The 23,478-nt window shown below is 71.3% G+C and carries 21 protein-coding genes; 10 read left to right on the top strand and 11 right to left on the bottom strand.

Annotated features, from left to right (window positions below; translation table 11 throughout):
- Nucleotides 1-315 precede the first annotated feature (315 nt).
- The 4 genes from JK364_RS29790 to JK364_RS29775 all read left to right on the top strand — a co-directional run bounded on the left by JK364_RS29790 (nt 316) and on the right by JK364_RS29775 (nt 7,133).
- A complete protein-coding gene (locus tag JK364_RS29790) occupies nt 316-1,785 on the top strand; it encodes an aldehyde dehydrogenase family protein (RefSeq protein ID WP_201854438.1) in 1,470 nt (489 codons plus the stop codon).
- Nucleotides 1,773-2,141, top strand: a complete 369-nt coding sequence (locus tag JK364_RS29785) for a GMC oxidoreductase (protein WP_372462008.1) — start codon at nt 1,773-1,775, stop codon at nt 2,139-2,141. Before JK364_RS29790 ends, JK364_RS29785 begins: the two co-directional genes overlap by 13 nt.
- 202 nt (nt 2,142-2,343) lie before the next feature.
- Nucleotides 2,344-6,027, top strand: a complete 3,684-nt coding sequence (locus JK364_RS29780; RefSeq protein WP_201854437.1) for a S8 family serine peptidase — start codon at nt 2,344-2,346, stop codon at nt 6,025-6,027.
- Nucleotides 6,028-6,113: 86 nt separating this feature from the next.
- On the top strand, nt 6,114-7,133 hold the full coding sequence (locus JK364_RS29775) for a response regulator transcription factor (protein ID WP_201854436.1): 1,020 nt from the start codon (nt 6,114-6,116) through the stop codon (nt 7,131-7,133).
- A 110-nt stretch (nt 7,134-7,243) separates the two neighbouring features.
- Here JK364_RS29775 and JK364_RS29770 read toward each other — a convergent pair whose 3' ends face one another.
- Nucleotides 7,244-8,038, bottom strand: a complete 795-nt coding sequence (locus JK364_RS29770; RefSeq protein WP_201854435.1) for an IclR family transcriptional regulator — start codon at nt 8,036-8,038, stop codon at nt 7,244-7,246.
- A gap of 209 nt (nt 8,039-8,247) precedes the next feature.
- On the opposite strand from JK364_RS29770, the gene JK364_RS29765 reads away from it, so the two are divergent.
- Nucleotides 8,248-10,191, top strand: a complete 1,944-nt coding sequence (locus JK364_RS29765; RefSeq protein ID WP_230992680.1) for a GDSL-type esterase/lipase family protein — start codon at nt 8,248-8,250, stop codon at nt 10,189-10,191.
- The gene (locus tag JK364_RS29760; protein ID WP_201854433.1) at nt 10,188-10,613 is read left to right on the top strand and encodes a cytidine deaminase family protein; all 426 of its coding nucleotides are present in this window, start codon (nt 10,188-10,190) and stop codon (nt 10,611-10,613) included. The genes JK364_RS29765 and JK364_RS29760 overlap by 4 nt, the downstream gene beginning before the upstream one ends.
- On the opposite strand, the gene JK364_RS29755 is transcribed toward JK364_RS29760, so the two are convergent.
- Nucleotides 10,603-11,535: a LysR family transcriptional regulator gene (locus tag JK364_RS29755; protein WP_201854432.1), complete on the bottom strand. Its 933-nt coding sequence runs from the start codon at nt 11,533-11,535 to the stop codon at nt 10,603-10,605. The genes JK364_RS29760 and JK364_RS29755 overlap by 11 nt on opposite strands.
- A gap of 207 nt (nt 11,536-11,742) precedes the next feature.
- Between JK364_RS29755 and JK364_RS58150 the strand changes: the two genes are divergently transcribed.
- From JK364_RS58150 to JK364_RS29745, 3 genes are all read left to right on the top strand, one after another.
- A complete protein-coding gene (locus JK364_RS58150; RefSeq protein WP_350338121.1) occupies nt 11,743-11,823 on the top strand; it encodes a putative leader peptide in 81 nt (26 codons plus the stop codon).
- A 258-nt stretch (nt 11,824-12,081) separates the two neighbouring features.
- Nucleotides 12,082-12,636, top strand: a complete 555-nt coding sequence (ssuE, locus tag JK364_RS29750; RefSeq protein ID WP_201854431.1) for an NADPH-dependent FMN reductase — start codon at nt 12,082-12,084, stop codon at nt 12,634-12,636.
- Between the two features lie 45 nt (nt 12,637-12,681).
- Nucleotides 12,682-13,779 (top strand): LLM class flavin-dependent oxidoreductase, encoded by a 1,098-nt coding sequence (locus tag JK364_RS29745; RefSeq protein WP_201854430.1) that lies wholly within the window; start codon nt 12,682-12,684, stop codon nt 13,777-13,779.
- Between the two features lie 15 nt (nt 13,780-13,794).
- On the opposite strand, the gene JK364_RS29740 is transcribed toward JK364_RS29745, so the two are convergent.
- Together JK364_RS29740 and JK364_RS29735 are read right to left on the bottom strand one after the other, a co-directional pair.
- Entirely contained in the window at nt 13,795-13,980 is a 186-nt protein-coding gene (locus tag JK364_RS29740) for a DUF397 domain-containing protein (RefSeq protein WP_201854429.1), read from the bottom strand.
- Complete coding sequence (locus JK364_RS29735; protein ID WP_201854428.1) at nt 13,977-14,834, bottom strand: helix-turn-helix domain-containing protein; 858 nt, start codon at nt 14,832-14,834, stop codon at nt 13,977-13,979. Before JK364_RS29735 ends, JK364_RS29740 begins: the two co-directional genes overlap by 4 nt.
- 162 nt (nt 14,835-14,996) lie before the next feature.
- Here JK364_RS29735 and JK364_RS29730 point away from each other — a divergent pair, with 162 nt between their 5' ends.
- A complete protein-coding gene (locus JK364_RS29730; protein WP_201854427.1) occupies nt 14,997-15,452 on the top strand; it encodes an ATP-binding protein in 456 nt (151 codons plus the stop codon).
- Here the strand turns inward: JK364_RS29730 and JK364_RS29725 are convergent.
- From JK364_RS29725 to JK364_RS29695, 7 genes are all read right to left on the bottom strand, one after another.
- Nucleotides 15,441-15,995 carry a PIN domain-containing protein gene (locus JK364_RS29725; RefSeq protein ID WP_201854426.1) on the bottom strand — a complete coding sequence of 185 codons (555 nt, stop codon included), beginning with the start codon at nt 15,993-15,995 and terminating at the stop codon, nt 15,441-15,443. The genes JK364_RS29730 and JK364_RS29725 overlap by 12 nt on opposite strands.
- Complete coding sequence (locus JK364_RS29720) at nt 15,992-17,179, bottom strand: helix-turn-helix domain-containing protein (protein WP_201854425.1); 1,188 nt, start codon at nt 17,177-17,179, stop codon at nt 15,992-15,994. The genes JK364_RS29725 and JK364_RS29720 overlap by 4 nt, the downstream gene beginning before the upstream one ends.
- Nucleotides 17,180-17,261: 82 nt before the next feature.
- Nucleotides 17,262-19,586, bottom strand: coding sequence for a glycosyl hydrolase family 95 catalytic domain-containing protein (locus tag JK364_RS29715; RefSeq protein WP_372462007.1), 2,325 nt, complete (start codon nt 19,584-19,586; stop codon nt 17,262-17,264).
- A 183-nt stretch (nt 19,587-19,769) separates the two neighbouring features.
- Entirely contained in the window at nt 19,770-20,627 is an 858-nt protein-coding gene (locus JK364_RS29710; protein WP_201854423.1) for an ABC transporter ATP-binding protein, read from the bottom strand.
- A complete protein-coding gene (locus JK364_RS29705; RefSeq protein ID WP_201854422.1) occupies nt 20,624-21,646 on the bottom strand; it encodes an ABC transporter ATP-binding protein in 1,023 nt (340 codons plus the stop codon). Before JK364_RS29705 ends, JK364_RS29710 begins: the two co-directional genes overlap by 4 nt.
- Before the next feature lie 6 nt (nt 21,647-21,652).
- Nucleotides 21,653-22,504, bottom strand: coding sequence for an ABC transporter permease (locus tag JK364_RS29700; RefSeq protein WP_201854421.1), 852 nt, complete (start codon nt 22,502-22,504; stop codon nt 21,653-21,655).
- Nucleotides 22,501-23,475: an ABC transporter permease gene (locus tag JK364_RS29695; RefSeq protein ID WP_201854419.1), complete on the bottom strand. Its 975-nt coding sequence runs from the start codon at nt 23,473-23,475 to the stop codon at nt 22,501-22,503. The genes JK364_RS29700 and JK364_RS29695 overlap by 4 nt, the downstream gene beginning before the upstream one ends.
- Nucleotides 23,476-23,478 lie beyond the last annotated feature (3 nt).

Here is a 23,478-nt window from a genome sequence, read left to right as displayed (position 1 = left end):
CGCGCCCGGCCGCGCTCGCTCGCGTCCCACCCGCGCGTGCCGCGTCCGGGCCGCGATTCGCACAGCCCCGACGACCCGCGGCCGGCCGACCCGCACCCCGCCGAGCCGCACCCCGGCGACGACCGCAGGCGCGCCCCGGCCGGGCTCGCCGGGCTCCCCGATCTCGCCGATCTCGCCGGTACCGGCGGACCGCGCCCGCGCCCTCCCACGCCGTGCGAGGGGGACCGGCGCCACTTACGCTCGGTGTGTGGGCCGGACGGGTGCGTCGATGGATCCACTCGGGACCGGCCCTGTCGTCCGAGCCCGGAGGAAGCCATGCCGGAGCTGTTCATCGGCGGCCACTGGACGACCGCCCTCGACGGACACAGCCGCGAGATCCGCTGCCCGGCGGACGGCTCGCTGGTCGCGGTGGTCGACGAGGCGGGGCCCAAGGACGCCGCCGCGGCGGTGGCGGCCGCCCGGGACGCCTTCGACCGCGGATCGTGGCCCGGTACCCCGCCCGGTGACCGGGGCGGGGTGCTGCTGCGGGTGGCCGAGCTGCTGGAGCGCGAGAAGCCGACGCTCGCCCGCGCCGAGTCCCTGGACACCGGGAAGCGGCTGGTCGAGAGCGAGTACGACCTCGACGACATCGCGAACTGCTTCCGCTACTTCGGCACCCTCGCCTCCTCCGGGAGCGGCGGCCGCGTGGTGGAGGTGGGCAGTCCGGAGATCGACAGCAGGGTGGTGCACGAGCCGGTCGGGGTGTGTGTGCTGATCACGCCGTGGAACTACCCGCTGCTGCAGACGGCCTGGAAGGTGGCGCCCGCGCTGGCGGCCGGGAACACCTTCGTCCTCAAGCCCAGCGAGCTGACCCCGCACACCGCGATCCATCTGATGCGGCTGCTGACCGAGGCCGGGCTGCCGGGCGGGGCCGCCAATCTGATCCTCGGCTCGGGGGCCACCGCGGGCGCGCCGCTGGTCACGGACGAGCGCGTGGACTTGGTGTCCTTCACCGGCGGAGTGGTCACCGGCCGCTGGATCATGTCGGCCGTCGCGCCCACGGTGAAGAAGCTGGCCCTGGAGCTGGGCGGCAAGAACCCCAATATCGTCTTCACCGACTGCGATTTCGACACCGCGGTGGACTACGCGCTCACTGCGGTGTTCCTGCACTCCGGGCAGGTGTGCTCGGCCGGTGCCCGGCTGCTGGTCCAGGAGCAGCTGCATGACGCGTTCATCGACGAGATCGTCCATCGGGCCCGGAACATCCGGCTGGGCGGGCCGTTCGACGAGAACGCCCGCGCCGGGCCGCTGATCTCCGCCGAGCACCGTCAGAAGATCGCCGACTATGTGGCGGCGGGGGTCGACGAGGGCGCGGTGCTGCGCTGCGGCGGGACCCCGCCCGACGACCCGGACCTGGCGAAGGGCTTCTACTACCTGCCGACCGTGCTGGACGACTGCACCCCGGACATGTCGGTGGTGCAGGACGAGTCGTTCGGCCCGGTGCTCACCGTGGAGCGGTTCCGGGACGAGGACGAGGCGGTGGCGCTCGCCAACGACACGGTGTACGGCCTGGCGGGCGGGGTGTGGACGCAGGACACCGAGAAGGCGCACCGGGTGGCGTCCCGGCTGCGGGCCGGGACCGTATGGATCAACGACTTCCATCCGTATGTCCCGCAGGCCGAGTGGGGCGGGATGAAGCAGTCCGGTTTCGGCCGGGAGCTGGGCCCGTCGGGGCTGCACGAGTACCAGGAGCTCAAGCACATCTGGCGCAACACCGCGCCCCGTCCCCAGCGATGGTTCGAGTGACGGCGACCGAGCCGGCCGGACCGCCGCCGGAACCACGGCCGGACGGTTCGCACGACGACGACTCGGCCATGTGGGCGGGCGCCGAACTGGCCCCCGGACCCGATGTGAACAGCGGCGCCGAGGTGGCCGGCTACCTCCGCGCGACCCACAACACCGTCTACCACCCGGCGTGCACGGTGCGGATGGGCGCGCCCGACGACCCGGACGCCCCGCTGGATCCGCGGCTGAGGGTCAAGGGGGTGACGGGGCTGCGGGTGGCGGACGGCTCGGCGATGCCGTACCTGATCGCCGTCAATCCGTGCATCACGACGATGATGATCGGCGAGAAGTGCGCGGACATGATCAAGCAGGCATGATCAAGCACGCGTGATCGAGCACGCGTGATCAACCACGCGTGATCGAGCAGGACTCCTTCTACTGCTCCCCAACTTCTGTGGCCATTCAGGGCGTTGGCACGCCCCGGCCACAGGATTCCCTTGAGCACATCCGCTCGCGGCCACCACTCTGATCGCACCTTCCGACAGGAGAGTCGGATGCGATGAGGGAGGAAGCCAGCCGATGCGAAGATTGCGTCGCTTCTTGGCTGTGGTGGGCGCCGCCGGTGTGATGGGCGCCATGGCCGCCCCGGTGGCCAGCGGGCGGCCGTCCCAGGCCGCCGCGGAGGCCCCACCGGTCCGTACGCAGCAGCACACGGTCACCCTGATCACCGGCGACACGGTCAGCGTCACCACCGGCCCCGACGGCAAGTACGCCGTGGAGGTGCAGCGGGCGCCGGGCCGCGAGTCGGCGGAGTTCGTGACCACCCAGCAGGACAAGGAAATCAGCGTCGTACCCGTGGACGCGCTCCGGCTGATGTCCAAGGGCCGGGTCGACGCGGGCCTGTTCAACATCACCCAGCTGGTGAAGCAGGGCTACGACGACCGGAAGACCGGCTCGATACCGGTCATCGCCACCTATCGCACCAAGGCCGCGCACCCGACCCCCGAGGGCGCGCGCAAGACCCTGGCACTCACCAGCGTGGACGGTGCGGCGCTCAGCGCCAGGAAGGCCGACGCGGCGGACTTCTGGGCCGACGTCAGCCGCGACAAGGGGTTACGGAAGCTCTGGCTGGACCGGAAGGTCAAGGCGTCGCTCGACGTCAGCGTGCCGCAGATCGGCGCCCCGGAGATGTGGAAGGCCGGATACGACGGCAAGGGCGTGAAGGTCGCCGTGCTGGACACCGGCATCGACACCACGCATCCGGACGTCAAGGACGCGATCGCCGACTCCAAGAGCTTCGTCCCGGACCAGACCGTCAAGGACGGCCACGGCCACGGCACCCATGTGGCCGACACCATCGTGGGCAGCGGCGCCGGGTCCGACGGGAAGTACAAGGGCGTGGCACCGGGCGCGAAGCTGCTGGTCGGCAAGGTGATGAACGACGCGGGCGAGGGCTACTCGTCGTGGATCATCGAGGGCATGGAGTGGGCCGCCGCCTCCGATGCGAAGATCATCTCCATGTCGCTCGGCGGCACGGCGTCCGGCCCCTCGGATCCGCTGAGCGAGGCGGTCGACCAGCTGTCGGCGTCCTCCGGGGCGCTGTTCGTGATCGCGGCGGGCAACTCCGGCCCGTTCGAAGGGACCGTGGAGACCCCCGGCATCGCCGATTCGGCCCTCACCGTCGGCGCCGTCGACAAGTCCGACAAGTGGGCGACCTTCTCCAGCCGCGGTCCGCGCACCGGGGACTACGCGATCAAGCCCGAGATCACCGCGCCCGGCGTGAACATCACGGCGGCCCGTGCGGCCGGTACGGCCATGGGCACCCCCGTCAACGACCTGTACACCACGTCGAGCGGCACCTCGATGGCCACGCCGCATGTCGCGGGCGCGGCGGCGATCGTCGCGGAGGTCCACCCCGACTGGACCGGTCCGCAGATCAAGGACACGTTGGCCAGCACGGCCAAGACCAGCGCGGCGGAGGGCCCGTTCACCCAGGGCGACGGCCGGGTCGACGTGCCGCGCGCGGCCACCCAGAACGTCTTCGGGACCCCGGTCCTCAACTACGGCCAGTACGCGTACGACGCCGACAAGGCCGACCCCAAGGCCATCAAGTACACCAACGCCACTGACAAACCGGTGACGCTGAAGCTGGCGTCCTCGGTCGGCGACGACTCCCTCACCCTCGGCTCCGACACCGTGACCGTGCCCGCGAACGGCGAGGTGAAGGCCCTGGTCACCGTCGACCCGGCCAAGGCGAAAGCGGGCCGCCACGCCGGGTACATCACCGCGACCGGCGACGACGGCGCGGGCGGCACGGTCAAGGTGACCACCGCCGTCGCCTACGAGAAGGCCGAGAAGCTCTACGCCCTCAACGTCACGCTGCTGGACCGCGAGGGCAAGCAGGCACCGAGCGCGCTCTACACCCTCCAGGAGCTCGGCGACGCGAGCCAGAACCAGTTCGGCTACCTGCTCGGCTCCGACTCCTTCCAGCTCCCGGCCGGCACGTACTCCCTCGCCACCTGGATCCCGGTCTACGACAGCGGCAAGCACGAGGTCGCGACGAGCGTCGTCGGCGATCCGGAGATCGAGCTGACGGGCGACACCTCGCTCACCCTCGACGCCCGCAAGGCCGTCGAGATCAAGCCACAGACCAAGGAGAAGGACGCCGAGCCCCAGGGCGTGATCACCTCCTGGCACCGGGAGCTGAAGGGCGGCAGCTCCTTCGGCCTGACCTACTCCATGGGCAAGTGGAGGAAACACATCTACGCGGCGCCGACCAAGAAGGTCACCAAGGGCTTCTTCGAGTTCTACAGCCGCTGGCGGCTGGAGAAGACGAAGCTGACCGCGAGCGTCACCAGCCCCGAGCGGGTCACGCTCAGCCCGCAGTACGTGGACACGTACACCGGCTGGCCCGTCAAGATCGACGGCAAGCGGAAGGTGCGGCTGGTGTCCGCCGGGGCCGGTACGCCCGAGGACTTCGAGGGCCTGGACGTGAAGGGCAAGGCCGTACTGGTGGGCCTCGAACCCGACGGATGGCCCGACGAAGCGGTCATCAACGCCACCAAGGCGGGCGCCGCCTACGTCCTCGTCTATCGCAAGACCACGCTCGGCCTGTGGCTCACGGCGGTCGACAGCGCGACGATTCCCGTCATGTCCGTGCCCGGTGAGGAGGGCGACAAGCTGCTCTCGCTGCTGGACGGCCAGACCAGGGGGGTGACCATCGAACTGGGCGGTACGGCCAACAGCCCGTACCTGTACGACGTCCTGCTGCCCGAGCGGGACGCCATCGGCGAGGACCTCACGTACCCCATCAACAGCCGCACCACCCACAAGGTCACCGCCCGCTACCACGCCCCCGGGAAGGACCAGCTCGGCGCCGAGGCCACCCACACCTTCCGCCCCTACCAGCTCTTCTCCGTGGAGCAGAAGTCCGAGGTGGCGCTCGGCACCCAGCGCACCGAGTACTACAGCGCCGACCCCGACACCCGCGTCTGGCGCACCGCGATGCAGGACTACGACGGCGGCGGACGGCAGTGGTCACCGCTCAAGACCTACGCACCCGGGACGAAGGAGACCGTGGACTGGCTGTCGCCCGTCATCCGGCCCACCACCGCCGCCGAGTTCGGCGCCTCGGAGCGCGAGGGCGACCAACTCACGGTCGCCATACCGGAGTTCTCCGACTCGGGCCCCGGCCACTACGGCTCCGCGGGCGCGGCCAAGGACGGCATCGACGCGGTGAAGACCAGCCTGTACGCGGACGGCAAGCCGGTCGGCGAGGCCCCGTACGGCTCCGGCACCTTCCAGGTGCCCGGCGAGAAGGCCGCGTACCGGCTGACGATCGACGCCCGCCGCAAGGCCGACTGGTCGGCGTACTCGACCAGGACCACCACGCAATGGGACTTCGCCTCCGCGCACACCGCCCAGGCGACGGCCCTCCCCCTGCTCTCCATCGACTACGACCTCGGCGTGGACCTGCTCGGCCAGGCCAAGGCAGGGCGAAAGTTCGGCTTCGGCCTGACCATTCGCCACCAGGAGGGCGCTGACGCCGCGAAGCTCACCGGGGCGAAGGCATGGGCGTCCTACGACGACGGCACGACCTGGAAGAAGGTCAGTCTCACCCGCTCCGGCACGGGCTACCGGGCCGCGGTCGGCCATCCCCCGCTCGGCGCCACCAACGGCTTCGTCAGCCTGCGCGTCCAGGCCGCCGACGCGGACGGCAATCGAATCGATCAAACGGTCATTCGTGCATATGGCCTGAAGTAGGCCGAAAGCCTTCCTTCGGCGGTAACGAACAACGTCTAGCGTGCCGTTGATCGAATCGATTCATCGACGCGCTGGAGTCGCCGCCAGTGGACAGCAGAGCATCCGTATCCGCATCCGACGAGACCCCTGCCACGAGCCCGAGTCCCTGGGCCGCGGCAGGGGTCTCCGACTTCGACGAAGCGCTGTACCACGCGATCCTCCACCAGCCCGAGGCGGGCATCACCGGCTGGTCGCGACTGCTCGGCGCCTCCCCGCCGCGGGTACGCCGCGCCTGCGCCCGGCTGCTCCGCCTCGGTCTGATCCAGGCCCCCGACTCCACCGGGGGACTGCGGCCCGTCGACCCCCGTATCGCCGTACGGGCCCTCATCCGCAAGCGCGAGAGCGAATCCGACCTGCTCGCCGCCACCGCCGACGACATGGCCAAGATCTACGCCGCCGGGCTGCTGCGCGCCGAGCCGTCCTCGCTCGTCGAGGTCGTACGCGGCGAGAGCGCCAACGCCGCCCGGCTGGAGGAGCTGTACGCCCGCGCCGAACACGAGGTCTGCCTCTTCGACTCCCCGCCCTACCTCGCCCCGCTCACCCCGCAGCTGGACCTCCAGAGCGAGGTGCTGCGCCGCGGGGTCGCCTACCGCACCGTGTACTCCGTCACCTCGCTGGAGTCCCCCGACCTGCTGGCGTACGCGGAGGGCATGGTCGCGCTCGGCGAACAGGCCCGGGTGCTGCCGACCGTCCCCATGAAGCTGCTGGTGGTCGACCGCCGCACCGCGATGCTGCCACTGACCAGCGCGGACGCCGGTCCGGCGTATTGCGCGGTGATCGTGCGGCACTCGGCCCTCACCGACGCCCTCCAGACGCTCTTCGAGACCTTCTGGCAGCAGGGGACCCCGCTGAGCGGTACGCCGGACGACGGTGGCGAGGAGCTCAGCGCGGCGGACCGCCGGCTGATCGGCCTGCTGGCGGCGGGCATGAAGGACGAGGCCATCGCCCGTCACCTCGGTGTGAGCCTGCGCACCCTGCGCCGCCGGGTCAGCGACCTCCAGCTCCGCCTCGCCGCCGCCGGACGCTTCCAGGCGGGCGTCCGCGCCGCCCAACGGGGCTGGGCCTGACGCGGTGCGGACCCCGGGCCTGACACCGCGCGGACCTCGGGCCCGACGCCGCGCGGACCTCGGGCCCGACGCCGCACGGACCTCGGGCCCGACGCCGCACGGAACCGGGCCTACGGGCGCCACCGCGGGCCCGTGCCCGTCCCCCTCGGCACAACCGCCTCGATCTTCGCCCGGATCTCCCGCATCACCGCGACGATCCGCTCCTCCCGCCCCTCCGTCAGCCGGGCCGTCGGCACCGAGCAGCTGATCGCGTCCACCGCCGGAGCGTCGTACCGCAGGGCGAACCCGAAGCCCACGATGCCCAGGACCCCCTCCTCCCGGTCGATGGCGTGGCCCCGCTCCCGCACCCGCTTCAGATCGGCCAGGAGTGCGGCGCGGGTGCGGTGGGTGTTGGGCGTCGCCTGCGCCAACTCCTCACCTCCCAGCGGGAGTTCACCGTCGATCCGCTCGGCGAGCAGCGCCTTCCCCAGGGCTCCCACATGGGCCGGGAGCCGCCGCCCGACGCGGCTGAAGGGGCGCAGGTACTCATGCGACTCGCGCGTGGCGAGGTAGACGACATCGCCGCCGTCCAGCCGGGCGAAGTGAATGGTCTCGCCCAGCGCGTCGGACGCCTCGTCCAGATACGGCCGCGCCGCCCGCACCCGTGGATCGCTGTCCAGATAGCTGGTGCCGGTGAGCAGCGCGCGGATGCCGATGCCGTACAGCGAGCCGGTGACGTCGGTGCGCACCCAGCCGCGGTCGATCAGGGTCTTGAGGAGGGCGTACATACTGCTGCGCGGGACGCCGAGCTCCTCGGCGAGTTCGCGCAGCCGGGCCGGCTGGTCGCCGCGCGCGGCGAGCAGCTCCAGCAGTTCCACGGTGCGGCCCGCGGACTTCACTTCGCGCACCCCACCGGTTTCCGCCATGGCTCACATCGTAACTGTCGCCGCACACCTTGACGTTGAACCGATTCAAGGCTTCCATCGTGGGGCCACGATGCCTGGGAGCGCTCCCAGCCCCTTCCCGGACCCTCCCCAGACCCTCCCCGGATCCCACCCGGGCATCCACTCCCTCCCCCGAGAGGACCCCCATGCGATCGATCCCGCATTCCTTACGCAGACTCTTCGTCCTTGTCATGACCGCGTCGCTCTGCGCGGTGGGGCTGAGCCTCGGTATCACCTCCACCGCACGGGCGGCGGCCCTGGGGAACGGCTCGGTGACCGACCCCAACATCGTCTACACCGGCCGCTGGGACCTCGGCTCCGCCACCGCCGCCGTCCCCAACTGGACCGGCGGCTACCTCCAGACGGCGTTCACCGGCACCACGGTGAAGGTCAAGGCCCGGGAGGCGGTGAACTTCTACGCGAGCGTCGACGGCGGCCCCGATGTCTTCTACGCGGGCGTCAAGGGCACCGTCACCCTCACCCCCCAGCCGCTCCCCCAGGGCACCCACACCCTCCGCGTCTCCTACCGCTCCGGCGACACCGTCTTCCAGGGCCTGCTCCTGGACGCGGGCGCGGGTACGGCCGCCCCGCGCGTCCCGTCCGGGCTCATCGAGTTCGTGGGCGACTCCATCACCGCGGGCGCCCTCACCGACCGGCTCGCGCTGGACTCGTACGGCTGGAAGACCGGCGAGCGGCTGGGCATGCGGCACACCCAGATCGCCCGCTCGGGCTACTGCCTGGTCGGCAAGGACGGCTGTGCGGGGCTGGCCACGCAGTTCTTCAAGACGGCCTCGACCGGCGACCAGAACTGGGACTTCTCCCGCTACCAGGCCAGTGCGGTGGTCATCAACCTCGGCACCAATGACATCGGGCACAGCGTCACGGGGCCTGAGTTCCAGTCCGCGTACACCGGTCTCCTCCGCGACATCCGCGCGAAGTACCCGAACGCGGCGCTCTTCGCCGTCCAGACCCTCAAGAAGCGCTATGTGACGGAGACCAAGGCGGCCGTGAGCGCGCGCAACGCGGCCGGTGACGCCAAGGTGAGCTACGTCGACACCACCGGCTGGCTCACCGACGGCACGGACTACGAGGACGGCAACGGCCACCCCAACGAGGCGGGGCACACCAAGTTCGCCGACCGCCTGGCCCCGATCATCGCCGCGAAGCTCGGCACCGCGCCCGGCTCCGCGGCCCTCAACGCCGCCGCGCCCGGCCGGCCGGGCGACCCCAACATCCGGTTCACCGGCCGCTGGGACACCAAGAGCTCGGCCACCGCCTACACCCCCTACTGGGCGGGCGCGTACTTCCGCACCGGCTTCACCGGCCGCACCGTCAAGCTCGAGCAGCGCAACGCGATCGACCTGTGGGCCAGCATCGACGGCGGCCCCGCCACCTTCTACGACGAGGCCAAGGGCACGGTGAACCTCACCCCGGCCCCGCTCGCCGCCGGAAACCACACCCTCCAGGTCAACTACCAGGTGGTCGCGGGCTCCTACCACGGCGACGCGGTCTTCCAGGGCCTGACCCTGGACAGCGGCGCCACCACCTTCACCCCGCCGACCCCGAAGAACCTGATCGAATTCGTCGGCGACTCGATCACGGTCGGCACGACCACCTCGCAGAACGCCCGCACCGCCTACGGATGGCTCATCGGCGAACGGCTCGGCGCCGACCACACCCAGATCGCCCAGGGCGGCGCGGCTCTGGTCGACACGGCGGACGACCGGATGAGCCTGGAGCAGCAGTTCACCAAGCTGAACCCGAACGCCGCCACGCCCGACTGGGACTTCTCCCGCTACCAGGCGAACGCGGTGGTCATCAACCTCGGCACCAACGACGTGGGCCGCGGGGTGACCCCGGCGCAGTTCCAGGCGTCCTACGCGAGTCTGCTGCGCAAGGTCCGCACCGCCTACCCGAACGCCTGGATCTTCGCGCTGCGCACCTTCAGCGGCCGGTTCGGCACCGAGACCAAGGCCGCCGTGACCGGCTCCGGCGACGCCAGGGCCTCCTACGTCGACACCACCGGCTGGCTCGCCGCCGACGACCTCTCGGACTCGGTCCACCCCAATGACAAGGGCCACCGCACCATCACCGACCGCCTGGCCCCGGTCATCTCTGCCAAGCTCCGGACATGACCACGCCTCATTCCGTCGACCATGACCTCGTCCAGGCCGCGACCCAGGTGGCGGCCGCCCGCAGCCGGGGTGACAACCACACCGTGGCGGCGGCGGCCCGCGACCGGGACGGGCGGATCGTCACCGCGATGAACGCCTACCACTTCACCGGCGGCCCCTGCGCCGAACTCGTCGTCATCGGCGCGGCGGCCGCCCAGGGCGCGTACGACCTGGTGACGATGGTCGCCGTGGGCGACCGCGGGCGCGGGGTGATCCCTCCCTGCGGCCGGTGCCGCCAGATGATGCTCGACTACTTCCCGGACATCCGCGTCATCGTCGGGGCGGGTGAGCGGCTGCGCGCCGTGCCCGTCGCCGATCTGCTCCCGGAGAGCTACCGCTGGGCCGACCACCAGGAGGAGAACGACGGCGGCCCTACGCCCTGACCGCCTCCCCCGGCCCACCGCGGTTGTCCGCGCGCCGCACGAAGAGCTCGTGCAGGTCGCGTACGGCGCGCGGCACCGAGCCCGAGCGGCGGCGCTGGATCATCAGCAGCACCTCGGTGGCCTCGCCGTCCGCGAGCGGCCGGTGGGTGATCGCGCCCCCGCGCTCCAGGGGGTCGCCGATGACGCTGAAGTCGGGGAGCACGGTGACGCCGAGCCCCTCGGCCACCATCAGCTTGCCCATCTCGGCCCCGTCGGTGGAGTACGAGAAGGACGGGGTGCGCCCGGCCAGCAGCCGGTGGATGAAGCGGTGCATCAGATAGCCGGAGCGCATCACGATCAGCGGCTCCCGCCCGTCCAGCAGATCCGCCGCGCTCACCGTCGGCCGGGCGGCCAGCGGGCTGTCCGGGCGCAGACAGACCACCGGGCGGCCGCGCAGCAGCTCGGTGGTCTCCAGGGTGGGCGGGACGTCGTCCCCCCGGAGGCAGTTGACCAGCCCCAGGTCGAAACTCCCCTCCAGCAGCGCCCGGTGGATCTCGGTCTGCTGTGCGCCCACCACCTCGACCTGGGTCACCGGATGGATGGCGCGGAACTCCCGGACGGCCGGGATCAGCAGCGGGACGGTCGCGGTGTTGACCGTGCCCAGCCGGATCATCCGGCTGACGCGGTGCTGGTCCCCGGCGGCGCCGCGCAGCCGGTCGACGGCCTCGATGACGCCGGCGATATGCGGCAGCAGCTCCCGTCCCTCCGCGCTGATCGTCGCGCCGGAGCGCTTGCGCTCCAGCAGATCGACGCCGAGTTCGCGTTCGAGATTGCGCACCGTCTCGCTGAGCGCCGGCTGGGACAGATGCAGTTCCTCGGCGGCGCGACGGAGCGATCCGAGGCGGGTGACGGCGGCGATGTATTCCAGCTGTTCAATTCGCACACGCCGCACGATGCCCGCGCGGGCCCGCCCGCTTCAAGGGAATCCCTGTCACGGTCTCATGAATACCGACTCACGCCCCGGCCCGCCTCCCGGGTAATCTCGAAGCGGGCGCCGCGGAATTCCGCGGCCCGGCCCGCGCGTCCGGGATATGGAATGGCTCCCGGGCCTTCTTGACCGGCAGGACTTCCCCCTGGTTGGATCGGTGACATGAAGCGACAGGACCTCACGCGGCGACGCCACGTCGACCTCGCGCGTGTCTCCAGCGCGTTCTGTTGCTGTCCGGTCTGACCCACCGTATGGGTCCGAGCGAGCCCTGAGGGATCGCCTCCGCTTCGCTCCCCGTCGCCTCCCATGATCGGGAAAGGCTTTTAGCCGCTGCCCCCGAGGAATTGCGGCCGCGCTACCCCGCCTTTGGCGCCCCTTCGCGCTCCCGGTCTTTCCGCGCCCCTGCCACGGTGAATTCCGTTCGCCGCCGGGGCGCGATTCCCCATGCCCGTAATCGCTCCACCGGGAGTTCCCCGTGCCCGGCATCACGAAGGGTTGCTCATGGCCACCGTCCTGTCCCTCTCCGGCTCTCCCTCCGCCACCTCCCGGACCGCCCGGCTGCTGCGCCATCTGGACGCCCGGCTGACCGCCCAGGGCCACCATGTGGTCCCGCTCGACGTCCGTACCCTGCCCGCCGCCGCGCTGCTCGGCGCGGACTTCTCGCACCCGGCCATCGTCCGGGCCAAGGCGCTGGTCGAGCAGGCGGACGGGCTCGTGGTGGGGACGCCGGTCTACAAGGCCGCCTACTCCGGACTGCTGAAGTCCCTGCTGGATCTGCTGCCGCAGTACGCGCTCGCGGGCAAGACGGTGCTGCCGCTGGCCACCGGTGGCACCACCGCCCACGTCCTGGCCATCGACTACGCGCTGCGGCCGGTGCTGTCCTCCATGGGCGCGGCCCATATCGTCCAGGGCTGGTTCACGCTGGACAAGGACATCACGGTGGAGCCGGACGGCGGGGTGAGCGTGGCCGCCGGGGCCGCCGAGGCGCTGGAGCAGGTGGTCGACCAGTTCTCGGCGGCGCTCGGCCACCCCACCGTACTGGCGGCGGCGAGCTGACCATGTCGCCCCTGCCCGAGCCCACCCCCTGAACGGAGCCGCACCATGTCCCTCACCTTCCACTGGTTCCTGCCCACCAACGGCGACAGCCGCCATGTCGTCGGCGGTGGCCATGGCACCCCCGTCACCTCGGCCGGAGGGGACCGCCCGCCGTCCGTGAGCTATCTCGCCCAGATCGCCCGCGCCGCCGAACACCTCGGCTTCGTGGGCGCGCTGACCCCGACCGGTGCCTGGTGCGAGGACGCCTGGCTGACCACCGCGATGGTCAGCCAGCACACCGAGCGGCTGAAGTTCCTGGTGGCGTTCCGCCCCGGCTTCCTCTCGCCCACCTTCGCCGCCCAGATGGCCTCCACCTACCAGCGGCAGACCGGCGGACGGCTGATGCTCAACGTGGTCACCGGCGGCGAGAGCCAGGAGCAGCGCGGCTACGGCGACTTCCTCGACAAGGACGCCCGCTACGCCCGCACCGGCGAGTTCCTGGGCATCGTCCGCGACCTGTGGGACGGCAAGACCGTCGACCACGCCGGTGAACACCTCCGTGTCGAGGGCGCCAAGCTGGCCCGGCTCCCCGACCCGGTCCCGGATGTCTACTTCGGTGGCTCCTCCCCCGCCGCCGGTCAGATCGCCGCCCGCCACTCCGATGTCTACCTCACCTGGGGCGAACCCCCCGCCCAGGTCGCGAAGAAGATCGCCTGGATCCGTTCCCTCGCCGCCGAGCAGGGCCGTACGATCCGCTTCGGCATCCGGCTGCACGTCATCACCCGCGACACCGCCGAGCAGGCATGGGCCGAGGCGGGCCGACTGCTCGACGGCTTCGACCCGGAGACCGTGCGCTCCATCCAGAACGGCCTCGGCCGCAGCGAGTCCGAGGGCCAGCAGCGCATGCTCGCCCTGCACGGCGGCAGCCTGGACAACCTCGAGATCTACCCCAACCTCTGGGCCGGTGTCGGCTTGGTGCGCGGCGGCGCGGGCACGGCGCTGGTGGGCAGCCACGCCGAGGTGGCCGAGCGGATCGCCGAATACCACCGCCTCGGCATCGACGAGTTCATCCTGTCCGGCTATCCGCACCTGGAGGAGGCGTACTGGTTCGGCGAGGGCGTCCTGCCCCTGCTGCGCAAGCAGGGGCTGTGGTCCCACCCCTGAGTCGATGGGGCACGCTCAGCCGTGTGCGGCGAACCGGACGAACTGCGTCCAGCCGTCACGGCTGACGGCGAGACCGGGGCGCGCCGTGTCCTTGGAGTCCCGTACGTGGACGGCCCCTTCGGTGACGGCGACCTCAACGCAGTCGTCTCCCTGACTGCCGCTGTAACTGGACTTGAACCAAGCAAGTTCCGTCGCGCTCATAGCTCTCCTCGCAGTCGCTCCAGCAAGCCCCGCGAGTCTTGGGGCGTCAGGGCTTGCGAGCGCAGTGTTTCATAGCGCTGACAGAGCAGGCTCACCTCTTTTCGGTCGGCGATGAGCCGTCCATTCTGCTGCCCTTCGGAGTACGCGAGGCGCCGCCCCTCCGGCGTTTCCAACAGCCGGACAGGTCCGTCCAGGCAGGCGTGCAACTCGGCTTCCAGCGGTACCACTTGCAGCTTCACATTGCGCAGTGCGCTGCGCTTCAGCACGTGGTCGAGCAAGGCCCGCCGCTGCTCCCTGTCGCCGAACCCGCGCCGGAACACGGCCTCCTCCACGATGAAGCTGAACGGGACGTGCGGCCGCTCGTGCAGCATTTTCTGCCGCTCGGTCCGCGCTACAAGCTGGGCCTCCAACTGCTCATCCGTCAGCAGCGGGATGGTGCCGTCGAACACCGCCCGCGCGTAGTCCTCCGACTGCAACAGCCCCGGAACCAACCGACACTCATACGTGTACAGGCTCACCGCCACCCGCTCCAGCCGCGCCCAGCGCCGGAACCACGCCGCCAGCCCCGGCTCGCCGCGCGACAGATGCTGGGCCGCCTTCCGCAGCGCGCCCGTGTTGCCCAGAACCTCCTCCGCCCGCTCCACGAACGACTCGTCCGGCATGCGCCGCCCCAGCTCCACCGATGCCACGGTGTGCTTCGAGAACCGGACCAGCTCCCCGAACTGAGCCCGCGTGAGGCCCGCGTGTTCGCGGAGGGCCTGGACCACGGCCCCGAAGGTCCGCAGACTGTCGGAGGGGTCGGGCTCCCGTTCCCAGTCACCGTCCCCGGCCATACAGGTGTTGTCGGTCGTCATACGCGGCCACCTCCAGGTGCGTACGTGCGAGGGCCCCCGCGCTCGACTCACCCAGGGTGACGGATCGACGGGTGTACCGTCCACCGAACGCGCATGTACGCTGACGCTGCGTACGCGGCGCGCCGCTGGTGAAGGCCGTCGCACACCCACCACCGTGGCCCCATGAACGCAAGCACGCCCCAACTCCCCGCCACGAGCTGGACCTTTACCCAACGCCTGTCCTCCACGCGGCGCGGGGCCCGGCTGGCCCGGCTGCTGGCCGTGGAGCAGTTCCGCGCCTGGCCGGTGTCACCCGCCGTCGCCGACCGCGCCGTGGCGATCATCGCCGAGCTGAGCGCCAACGCGGCGCTGCACGGGCGCGTACCGGGCCGGGACTTCCGGCTCGGTCTCGCCCTCGACGGCGCCGCGGAAACCCTCCGCATCGAGGTCATCGACACACGGGGCGAGCGACAGCCCATCCTCCAGCCGACCGCGCCTCCCCCGGACCGCGAAACCGGGCGCGGCCTGCTGCTGGTGGACGCGCTCGCCGACCGCTGGGGCACCGAGCCGCACCATCCGGTGGGCAAGACGGTTTGGGCGGAGTTGGACTCTCACCCCGGCGGCCGGTCAGTGCCGTAGGTCCTCGGGGCGCGGGGGTATGCCTCGCAGATAACGGCCCTGCTCCGTCATGGCGTGTAAAAGGCGGTGCCCTTCGTGCGCCACGACCAGTTCCTCGGCCACGGCCACCCGGACGATGTCCACGGTGTCCATAACCGTGATCCCCTTGCGTCGGGCGAAGCGGCCGGCCTCGCCGTCGTCGGTGATCCAGACCGAGCCGGTAAATTCCGGCCGGTTCTGGATGAGCGTCAGGGTCTCGGCCTCGCCGAGGTGCTGGAGGGGGCGCGCCGGGTCACCGGCGAAGACCAACCGCCGTAAGCGGTCGACGAGTTGAGTCTCGTGCGGGTCGTCGATCTCGATCGGCTTGCCGAGCCAGCCGTCGGCGGCGACCGTGCGGAGCCGGGGCAGATAGCGCGCCGAGCGGGTGGCCTCGTAGGCGACGGCCTGGGTCCAGCGACCCCGGCTGTCGAGGACCTTTTCCAGCAGGCTCAGCCGGTCGACGGCCGCGAAGTTGCACAGGACCGTGTTGTCGGGGAACCACCAGGTGCGATGCGTGGCCGTCATGGCTGGAAGATCAGGTCGCCCTTCTCGGTGTCCGCGGCGGGGACCGTGACCGCGGACAGCCCGGGCTCCAGGGCGTCGCGCAGTTCATCGGGGTCCATGCCGAAGTAGGCCGCGAGCGGGCGCAACGTGGTGTCACCGGCGAGATAGCCCTCGTAGAGACCACGGGCGGGGCCCAGCGGGAGGCGTCTGGCCTGGGCGGCGGCGACGCGCTTCTCATGGAGATCCGCGCGCTGGGTCAACAGATGGCACATCTCGGTGGTCACGCCGCGCAGGCGGTTTCTGGCATCGGGGGTGACCAGACCGAGCTGGTGCAGGCGGGCGGCGAGAGCGCTCGGAGAGACCTTGAACCGGACGACCAGAGCCCGGAAGGCATCATCGGACAGCCCGGATTCGACCGACTCGGCGTCCACTTCAGCGTGGATCTCCGCCTGCGGCATCAGGAAGTTCGCCGCGAAGACATTGGCACGGATCTCCGTATGGTCCTTCTGCCTGCCGGGAGCCAGATGGGTCTCGGTGCGCATCTCCTGTGCGTCCCGGGCGAGGATATGGCCGAGTTCATGGGCCAGGGTGAAGCGCTGCCGGGTCCACACACCGGTGCGTGCCAGCAGCACCAGCCTGAAGTGGTCCGTCTGCCAGGCCGCCCCGTCGAGGCCGTGCGGGAGGTCCGTCTGCGCCACGTCGATTCCGAAGTGCTCTTCGAGGGCATGGGCGAGATCGGAGGTCTCGCATGCGGCCACTGACGCCACTCCGTGAGCGGAAAGCGCCGTCAGGGCATCCAGGGCCAGCTCTTCCCCCTGGTCGACATACCGCTCCAGGTCCGCCTTGGGACGGGGCAGGGCCGGCAGCGAGCGGGATCGGCCCATCAGGTCGAGCACGTCGTACGCGGTGGTGAACCGGTGGACGAGATCCTTCAGGGCGAGCCCGTCGTCGGAGTCGGAGAAGGAGCCGCTGGCGCGTGCCGCGAAGGCAGGACGCTGCGGCTCACGGCCGGTGAGCAGCCAGTCCACCGTGGTCTGGCCCAGCTCCGCGATGCGGGCCAGGTCGAGCGAGGTGAAACGGCGCCTGCCGCTCAGAGACTTGGACAGCTTGTCGGGGGTGAGCCCGACGCACTCCGCGAACGCGGCCTGCTGGAGGTCGGCCGCACCAATGACCTTGCGCACACGGTCGGTCACAGTCTCGTCCATGAGGACAGCCTAACCGGCGCTTGCGAAAATCGCAATCGATGAGCGAGCCCCTGGGGAAGCGGGGGCTCGCTCATCGCTCACCTCAGTCCGGCAGTCCCCACGGCTTGGCGTCGCCGATGGCCGGGACGTCGCGCGGGGCCGGGTCCGGGCGGTGGCCCCGGGGGGTGATGAGGGCCGTCTCGTCGCGGGCGAGGGGGATCTCGATACGGCCGGGGCCGGTGGTGCGGTAGTGGAGGGGGCGGCCCCGGTGGTCGCGGACGTCGATCGGGCCGGGGATGCCGTGGTGCAGGACGAGGGGGGCACCGGCCTCGCTGTGGACGCGGACCCAGCGGGTGCGCCCGGCCGAGCGGTCGGCGTCCACGAGGAAGGCACCCTGGGTGCGCAGGGACTGGACCGAGAGGTCGGGCCAGCGGCGGGAGACGGACGGGAAGACCCGCACCACGCCGTTGTGGCTCTGGACGGCCATCTCCAGGACCGACTGGGCCGCCGTCAGAGGGCTCTCGGTGGCGAGGTTGCCGCCCTCGACGTACATGGTGTTCGGGGTGATCCAGGCGTTCTTGATCAGGTTGCCGTCCGTGAGGAAGGTGAGGAAGTCCAGGGCCTCCTCGGGCCGTTCCATGCGCGAGGCCATGGAGGAGGCGACGGCGTAGCTGTAACCGGCCCACAGGCTGCAGTCCTTGACCCAGTGGTCGAAGGTGGTCCGCATGATGTCCCGGTCGGCCGGGCGGTCCCAGTCCAGTTCGTGCAGCGGGTAGAGCCAGAGCATATGGGAGAAGTGGCGGTGGGACTCGGTGAGCGGCTTCTCGGCGCCGATCATGATGCCGGTGGCATCGCGGGGGTAGGCCACCAGGCGGTCGAGGATCTCGCGCCAGCGCCGGGCGCGGGGGTGGTCGGTGCGCAGGATCCGCAGGCAGTCCAGGAGGGTGGCGCAGCCCCAGCGGAGCAGGGAGAGGTCGTACGTGCAGTCCTCGGCGTCCGCCCACTCCGGTGAGCGGGTCAGCGGCAGATGCAGCTTCCCGTCGCCGCCCTCGTACAGGAAGTGGTCGTAGAAGTTCACCGCCTTGGCGAGGATCGGGTAGAGGACGTCGCGCACGATGCGGATGTCCATGGTGTGGCGGTAGCTGAGCCAGATGTTGTGCATGGCCCAGATGAGATTGCCGTTGTTGTCGGTCTTGGTGGCGGTGCCGGGGATGCCGACGGTCTTGTCGCCGGGGCGCAGCAGCCAGTCGGAGGGGTGGGCGAGCGCGTAGGTGTTCCCGTCCTGGTACTCCGGTGGGACGGACAGCGGCAGGTTCTTCTCGAAGTCCCGGAAGGTGGAGGTCACTGAGTCGAGTTCGAGGTGGTTGGCGCCCTGGATCAGCCAGGTGGCGATCTGTACGTTGAGGTTCCACCACACCGCGGTCCAGCTGCCGCCGGTCTCCGGGTACCACGGCCCCCATTCGGACATCGAGGGCCCGTCGGCGCGGGTGGCGCAGGCGGCCTTGTAGAGCTGGATCCAGTAGAAGTGCTGAAGGCGCTTGTCGGGTACGGAGAGCAGGCTGCGCCGGTAGTAGCGGTGCCACCAGTCGCGGTGTGAGCGCACCAGGTCGTCGGGGTCGGCGGCGAGGGTGCGGGCCACCTCGGCGACGGCCAGTTCGGTGGTGCGCGACAGGTCCCCGGGGTGGCGGTAGACGATATGGGCGGCCAGGAGCCTGCCGGTGCCCACCCGCCGTTCGCGCCAGGCGGTGGTCCAGCCGCCGCCCGCGATCAGCGGCTGCCGCACATAGTGGGTGTCGCCCGCGGAGCCGGTGCGGGGGTCGGGGTTGCCCGTGTAGTCGGCGGGCTTGTCCTTGGTGCGGGGCGAGGCCGCGGGCATCCAGGTGAACGACCAGGCCGCGGCCTCCTCACCGGCGCTGGGCCGGGTGGAGATCAGCAGCGCGGTACGGGCGTTGTGCACCAGCATCGAGAAGCGGACGCTGCCCCGGGTGGTGGTGACGGTGCCGCGCAGTTCGGCGTCCCAGAGGTCGAGTGTCCAGTCGACACCGGTCACCTCTCCGGCGAGGGTGAGGTCGAAGTGGCCGATGGGCAGGCGGGAGTAGCCGTACGGGGCGCGCCACTGGGGGCGCTGGTCCTGCACCTGGGTGTGGCTGAGCATGACCTTCACGGAGTTGGACGTCTCGCCCTTGTACACCACCGCGCCCAGCAGGCCGTTGGCCAGGAACGGACCGTCCTTCCAGTCGCCGGGCATCCGCCGCCACCGCGGGGCGGCGGCCCTGACCACGCGTTCGGTCAGGGCCGCCGCTCCGCCGGAGGCCTGGGGCGCGGCCCAGGCGGTGCCGGATCCGGCCAGCCGGCCTCCGGCGCCGACCACGGCCGCGGTGCCGAGCACACCTCTTCGAGAGATCCCGTTCCCTGTTGGCGCGGTCACGTATGTGCCTCCCATATCCGGTGGTGAACTACCGGCATGGTGCAGGGCGCATGGGCACCTGGGAATACCTCCGACGTATGGAAATTCATACCGTCACGTATTCGCAGATGAGATGGGCTCAGCTCCTCACTTTGAGCCACCGGGGGCCAGAGTGAGCCGATGTCTCGCCTTCAGTAGCCACGGTCACAGCTCGGCGAGTTCCGCGCGCAGCCGTACCGTCTCCGCCGGGTCCCACCCGTCGTGCGGCACCGACGACAGCAGCAGCCGGGTGTACGGGTCCTCCGGGGTGTCCAGCACCCGGGCCGTCGGACCCGTCTCGACCGCGCGGCCACGCCGCATCACCAGCGTGTCGTCCGTGATGTGCCGTACGACGGCCAGGTCATGGCTGACGAAGACCAGGGCCACCCCGGTCTCCCGGCGGATATCGGCGAGCAGCCGGAGGATCTGCGCCTGGATGGACACGTCCAGCGCCGCCACCGCCTCGTCCAGCACCAGCACCTCGGGTTCCACGGCGAGCGCACGGGCGATGGCCAGCCGCTGGCGCTGGCCGCCCGACAGACCGCGCGGGCGGGCGTCGCCCTCCCGCTTGCCGAGGCCCACCTGGTCCAGCAGCTCCTCGATCCGGCCGGCGACGGCTGGCCCGTCGTGCCGGCCGTGCAGCCGCAGGGCGGTGTGCAGGCACTGACGCGCGGTCAGCCGCGGGTCGAGCGATACGTACGGGTCCTGGAAGACGATCTGGATCTCACGGGCGCGGCCCAGCCGTGCGGCCGAGCGCGCGCCCGGTCCCCGTAGCCATCCACCGCCCCGCCGCCCCGGTGTGCGCTCCCGCCCGTTCACCGTGATGGTCCCCGCGTCCGGGCGTACGAGGTCCACCAGGATCCGGGCCACCGTGGTCTTGCCGGAGCCGGACTCCCCGACGATGCCCAGCGAGCCGCCGGCCGGGACGGTGAACGAGACGTCGTCCACGGCCGTGGTCCGGCCACCGCCCGGAAGCGCATAGGTCTTGCGCAGCCCCTCTACGACGAGTGCGGGCTCGGTCATGCGGTGCTCCTCGATACGAGTTCCAGTCGGCGGCAGGCCGCGGAGCCGTCCGCATCCGATCCGTCGCCGTCGCCGTCGTCATCGCCGCCGCCGAACGGGACGGCCACCGGCGCCCAGGTCTCGCACTCCGCCTCGGCCCGTGCGCAGCGCGGGAGGAAGGGGCAGCCGGTGAGGGCGTCGGACAGGGAGGGCGGGCGGCCGGGGATGGGGAGCGGTTCGCGGTCGTCCCCCAGGCTGGGCGAGCATTCCAGCAGACCGCGGGTGTAGGGGTGTTTCGGGTCGGCGAACAGCCCGTGGGCGGGCTGCTGCTCCACCACCCGGCCCGCGTACATCACATACACGCGGTCGCAGTACGCGGCCGCGAGCGGCAGGTCGTGGGTGATGAAGAGCGTCCCGAGGCCGCTGCCGGCCCGCCGCCGCTCCTCCTGGATGGACCGCAGCAGGGCCAGGACCTCCGCCTGGGTGGTCGCGTCCAGCGCGCTCGTCGCCTCGTCGGCGAGGAGCAGATCGGGGTCGGTGGACAGCGCGGCGGCGATCACGACCCGCTGCAGCATCCCGCCGGACAGCTCGTGCGGGCGCTGCCGCATCCGGCGCTCGGGGTCGGACAGCCCCACCGAGGCCAGCAGCTCCGTGGCCCTCACCACCGCGTCGCGCCGGGACAGGCCCAGGACCCGGGTGAGCGGATCGGTGAGGAAGTCGCCGATCCGGCGGACCGGGTTCATCGCGGAGCGCGGGTCCTGGAAGATCATGGAGACGGTGCGGGACCGGTGGCGGCGCAGCCGGGCCGGGTCCATGGCGAGCACGTCCTCGCCGTCCACCCGTACCGAACCGGAGGCCCGCGCCCCCTCGGGGAGCATGCGCAGCACCGCCCGCGCCGTGGTGGACTTGCCCGAGCCGGACTCGCCCACCAGGCCGACCACTTCACCCCGGCCGACCCTCAGCGACACCTCGGCGAGCATCGGCCGGGCGGCGGCACCGGCCGGCAGCTCGATGGTGAGATCCTCGATGTCCAGCAGCATCGCCGCCTACCTCCCCTTGCCCAGCCGGTCCGAGACCCAGACCCCGACGATGTTGAAGGCCACCACGACGACGGCGATGGCCGTGCCCGGCACGAGGGAGGGCAGCAGCGCCCCCTGCACCACGGCGTCCTGCCCCTCCTGCACCATCAGCCCCCAGTCGATCGAGGGCGATCCGGCGCCGAAGCCCAGATAGCTGAGGGTGGCCAGGCTCATCAGCCCCTCGCCGAAGAGCACCACGAGATAGCCGACGATCGCCCCGGCCAGATTGGGCACCAGATGGCGTACGCAGATCCGGGTCCCGCTCATGCCCTGCACCCGATAGGCGTCGATATACGGCTTGGACCGCTCGGCGAGGGCGAGGCTGCGGGTGTACCGCGCGATGGTGGGCGCGTACGCGAGCCCCAGCGCGATGATCGACGTGGTGAGGCCGTCGCCGAAGACCGCGATCACCAGGACCACGAACAGCAGGCCCGGGAAGGCGTACATCACATCGGTCACCCGGGAGAGCAGGGTGTCCACCCAGCCGCCGCGCCACGCCGCGACCGTGCCGATCGTGACGCCGAGCAGCGCGGCCAGCGCGAGCAGCGCCAGGGGGGCCAGCAGGCTCGACCGGGCGCCGTACAGCACCCGGGAGAGCAGATCCTGCCCCGAGGCGTCGGTGCCCAGCGGATGCTGGGAGGTGGTCCCCGCGAGCGAGGCGGACAGGTCGACCGCGTCGGGCGCGTGCGGGGCGATCAGGGGTGCGCACACCGCCGCCACCACGATCAGGGCGAGGAAGCCGCCCGCGATCATCACCGGGACCGGGCGCCGGGCCCGTACCCGCACCGGGATCAGCGCCCCGGCCGTCACCGTCGTCATGCGGTCTTTCCTTCCGGCTTGCTTCGCGGGTTCCCGCCCGGCGCGACCCGGGGGTCGATCAGCGGATGGACCAGGTCGACCAGCGTCGTCACCACGACATAGCCGATGACCATCAGCAGCAGCACCGCCTGGGTGACCGGGAAGTCATGCGTGGTGATCGCGCTGACCAGCAGTGAGCCGATCCCGCTGAGCCCGAAGGCGGTCTCGACCACCACTGTCCCGGCGAGCATGCCCGCCATGACGAGCCCGCACATGGTGACGATCGGGCCGAGCGCGTTGCGCAGCACATGCTGGACGACGATCTGGCGCTCCGACTGCCCGGCGGCGCGGGCCGCCTCCACATGGTCGGAGGCGTACGCCTCGGCCATGGCCTGCCGGGTGACCCGGCTGATCACGGCGAGGGCGCTGAGGGCGAGGGCGAACGCGGGGAGCGTGAGATGGTGCAGCCGCCCGGCGAGCCCCTCGCCCTGGCCCGTCACCGGGAACCAGCCAAGCCGCACCCCGAACAGGGAGACCAGCGCGATGGCCGCCACGAAGGCGGGCACCGAGGCGGCGAGCGTGGTGCCGCCGACGACCGCCGAGTCCACCCAGCCGCGGCGCAGGGCCGCCAGCACTCCGGAGCCGACGCCCAGCACCACGAAGAACACCGTGGCGTAGGCGACGAGTTCCAGGGTGGTCGGCAGCCGCGCCCCGATCAGGTCGGCCACATGGTCGCGGTACTGGAACGACCGGCCCAGGTCGCCCTGGAGGCCGTCCCACAGCCACCGGCCGTACTGGACGACGAGCGGCTCGTCGAGGTGGTGCTCCGCGCGGACCGCCGCGAGCTTCTCCGGGGTGAGCTCCTGTCGGCTGCCGGAGAGGAGGACGGCGGGGTCCCCGGGGGCCGCGTAGACGGCGGCGAAGATGATGAACGAGGCGGCGAGCAGCGTGGCGAACAGGCCGGCGATCCGCCGCGGCAGTCCGCGGATCATGGC

The organism is Streptomyces endocoffeicus (genome assembly GCF_016741935.1).
Classification (GTDB): Bacteria; Actinomycetota; Actinomycetes; order Streptomycetales; family Streptomycetaceae; genus Streptomyces; species Streptomyces endocoffeicus.
The sequence above is the reverse complement of the archived record's forward strand: the minus strand, read 5'-3'. Positions and strand labels throughout refer to the sequence as shown.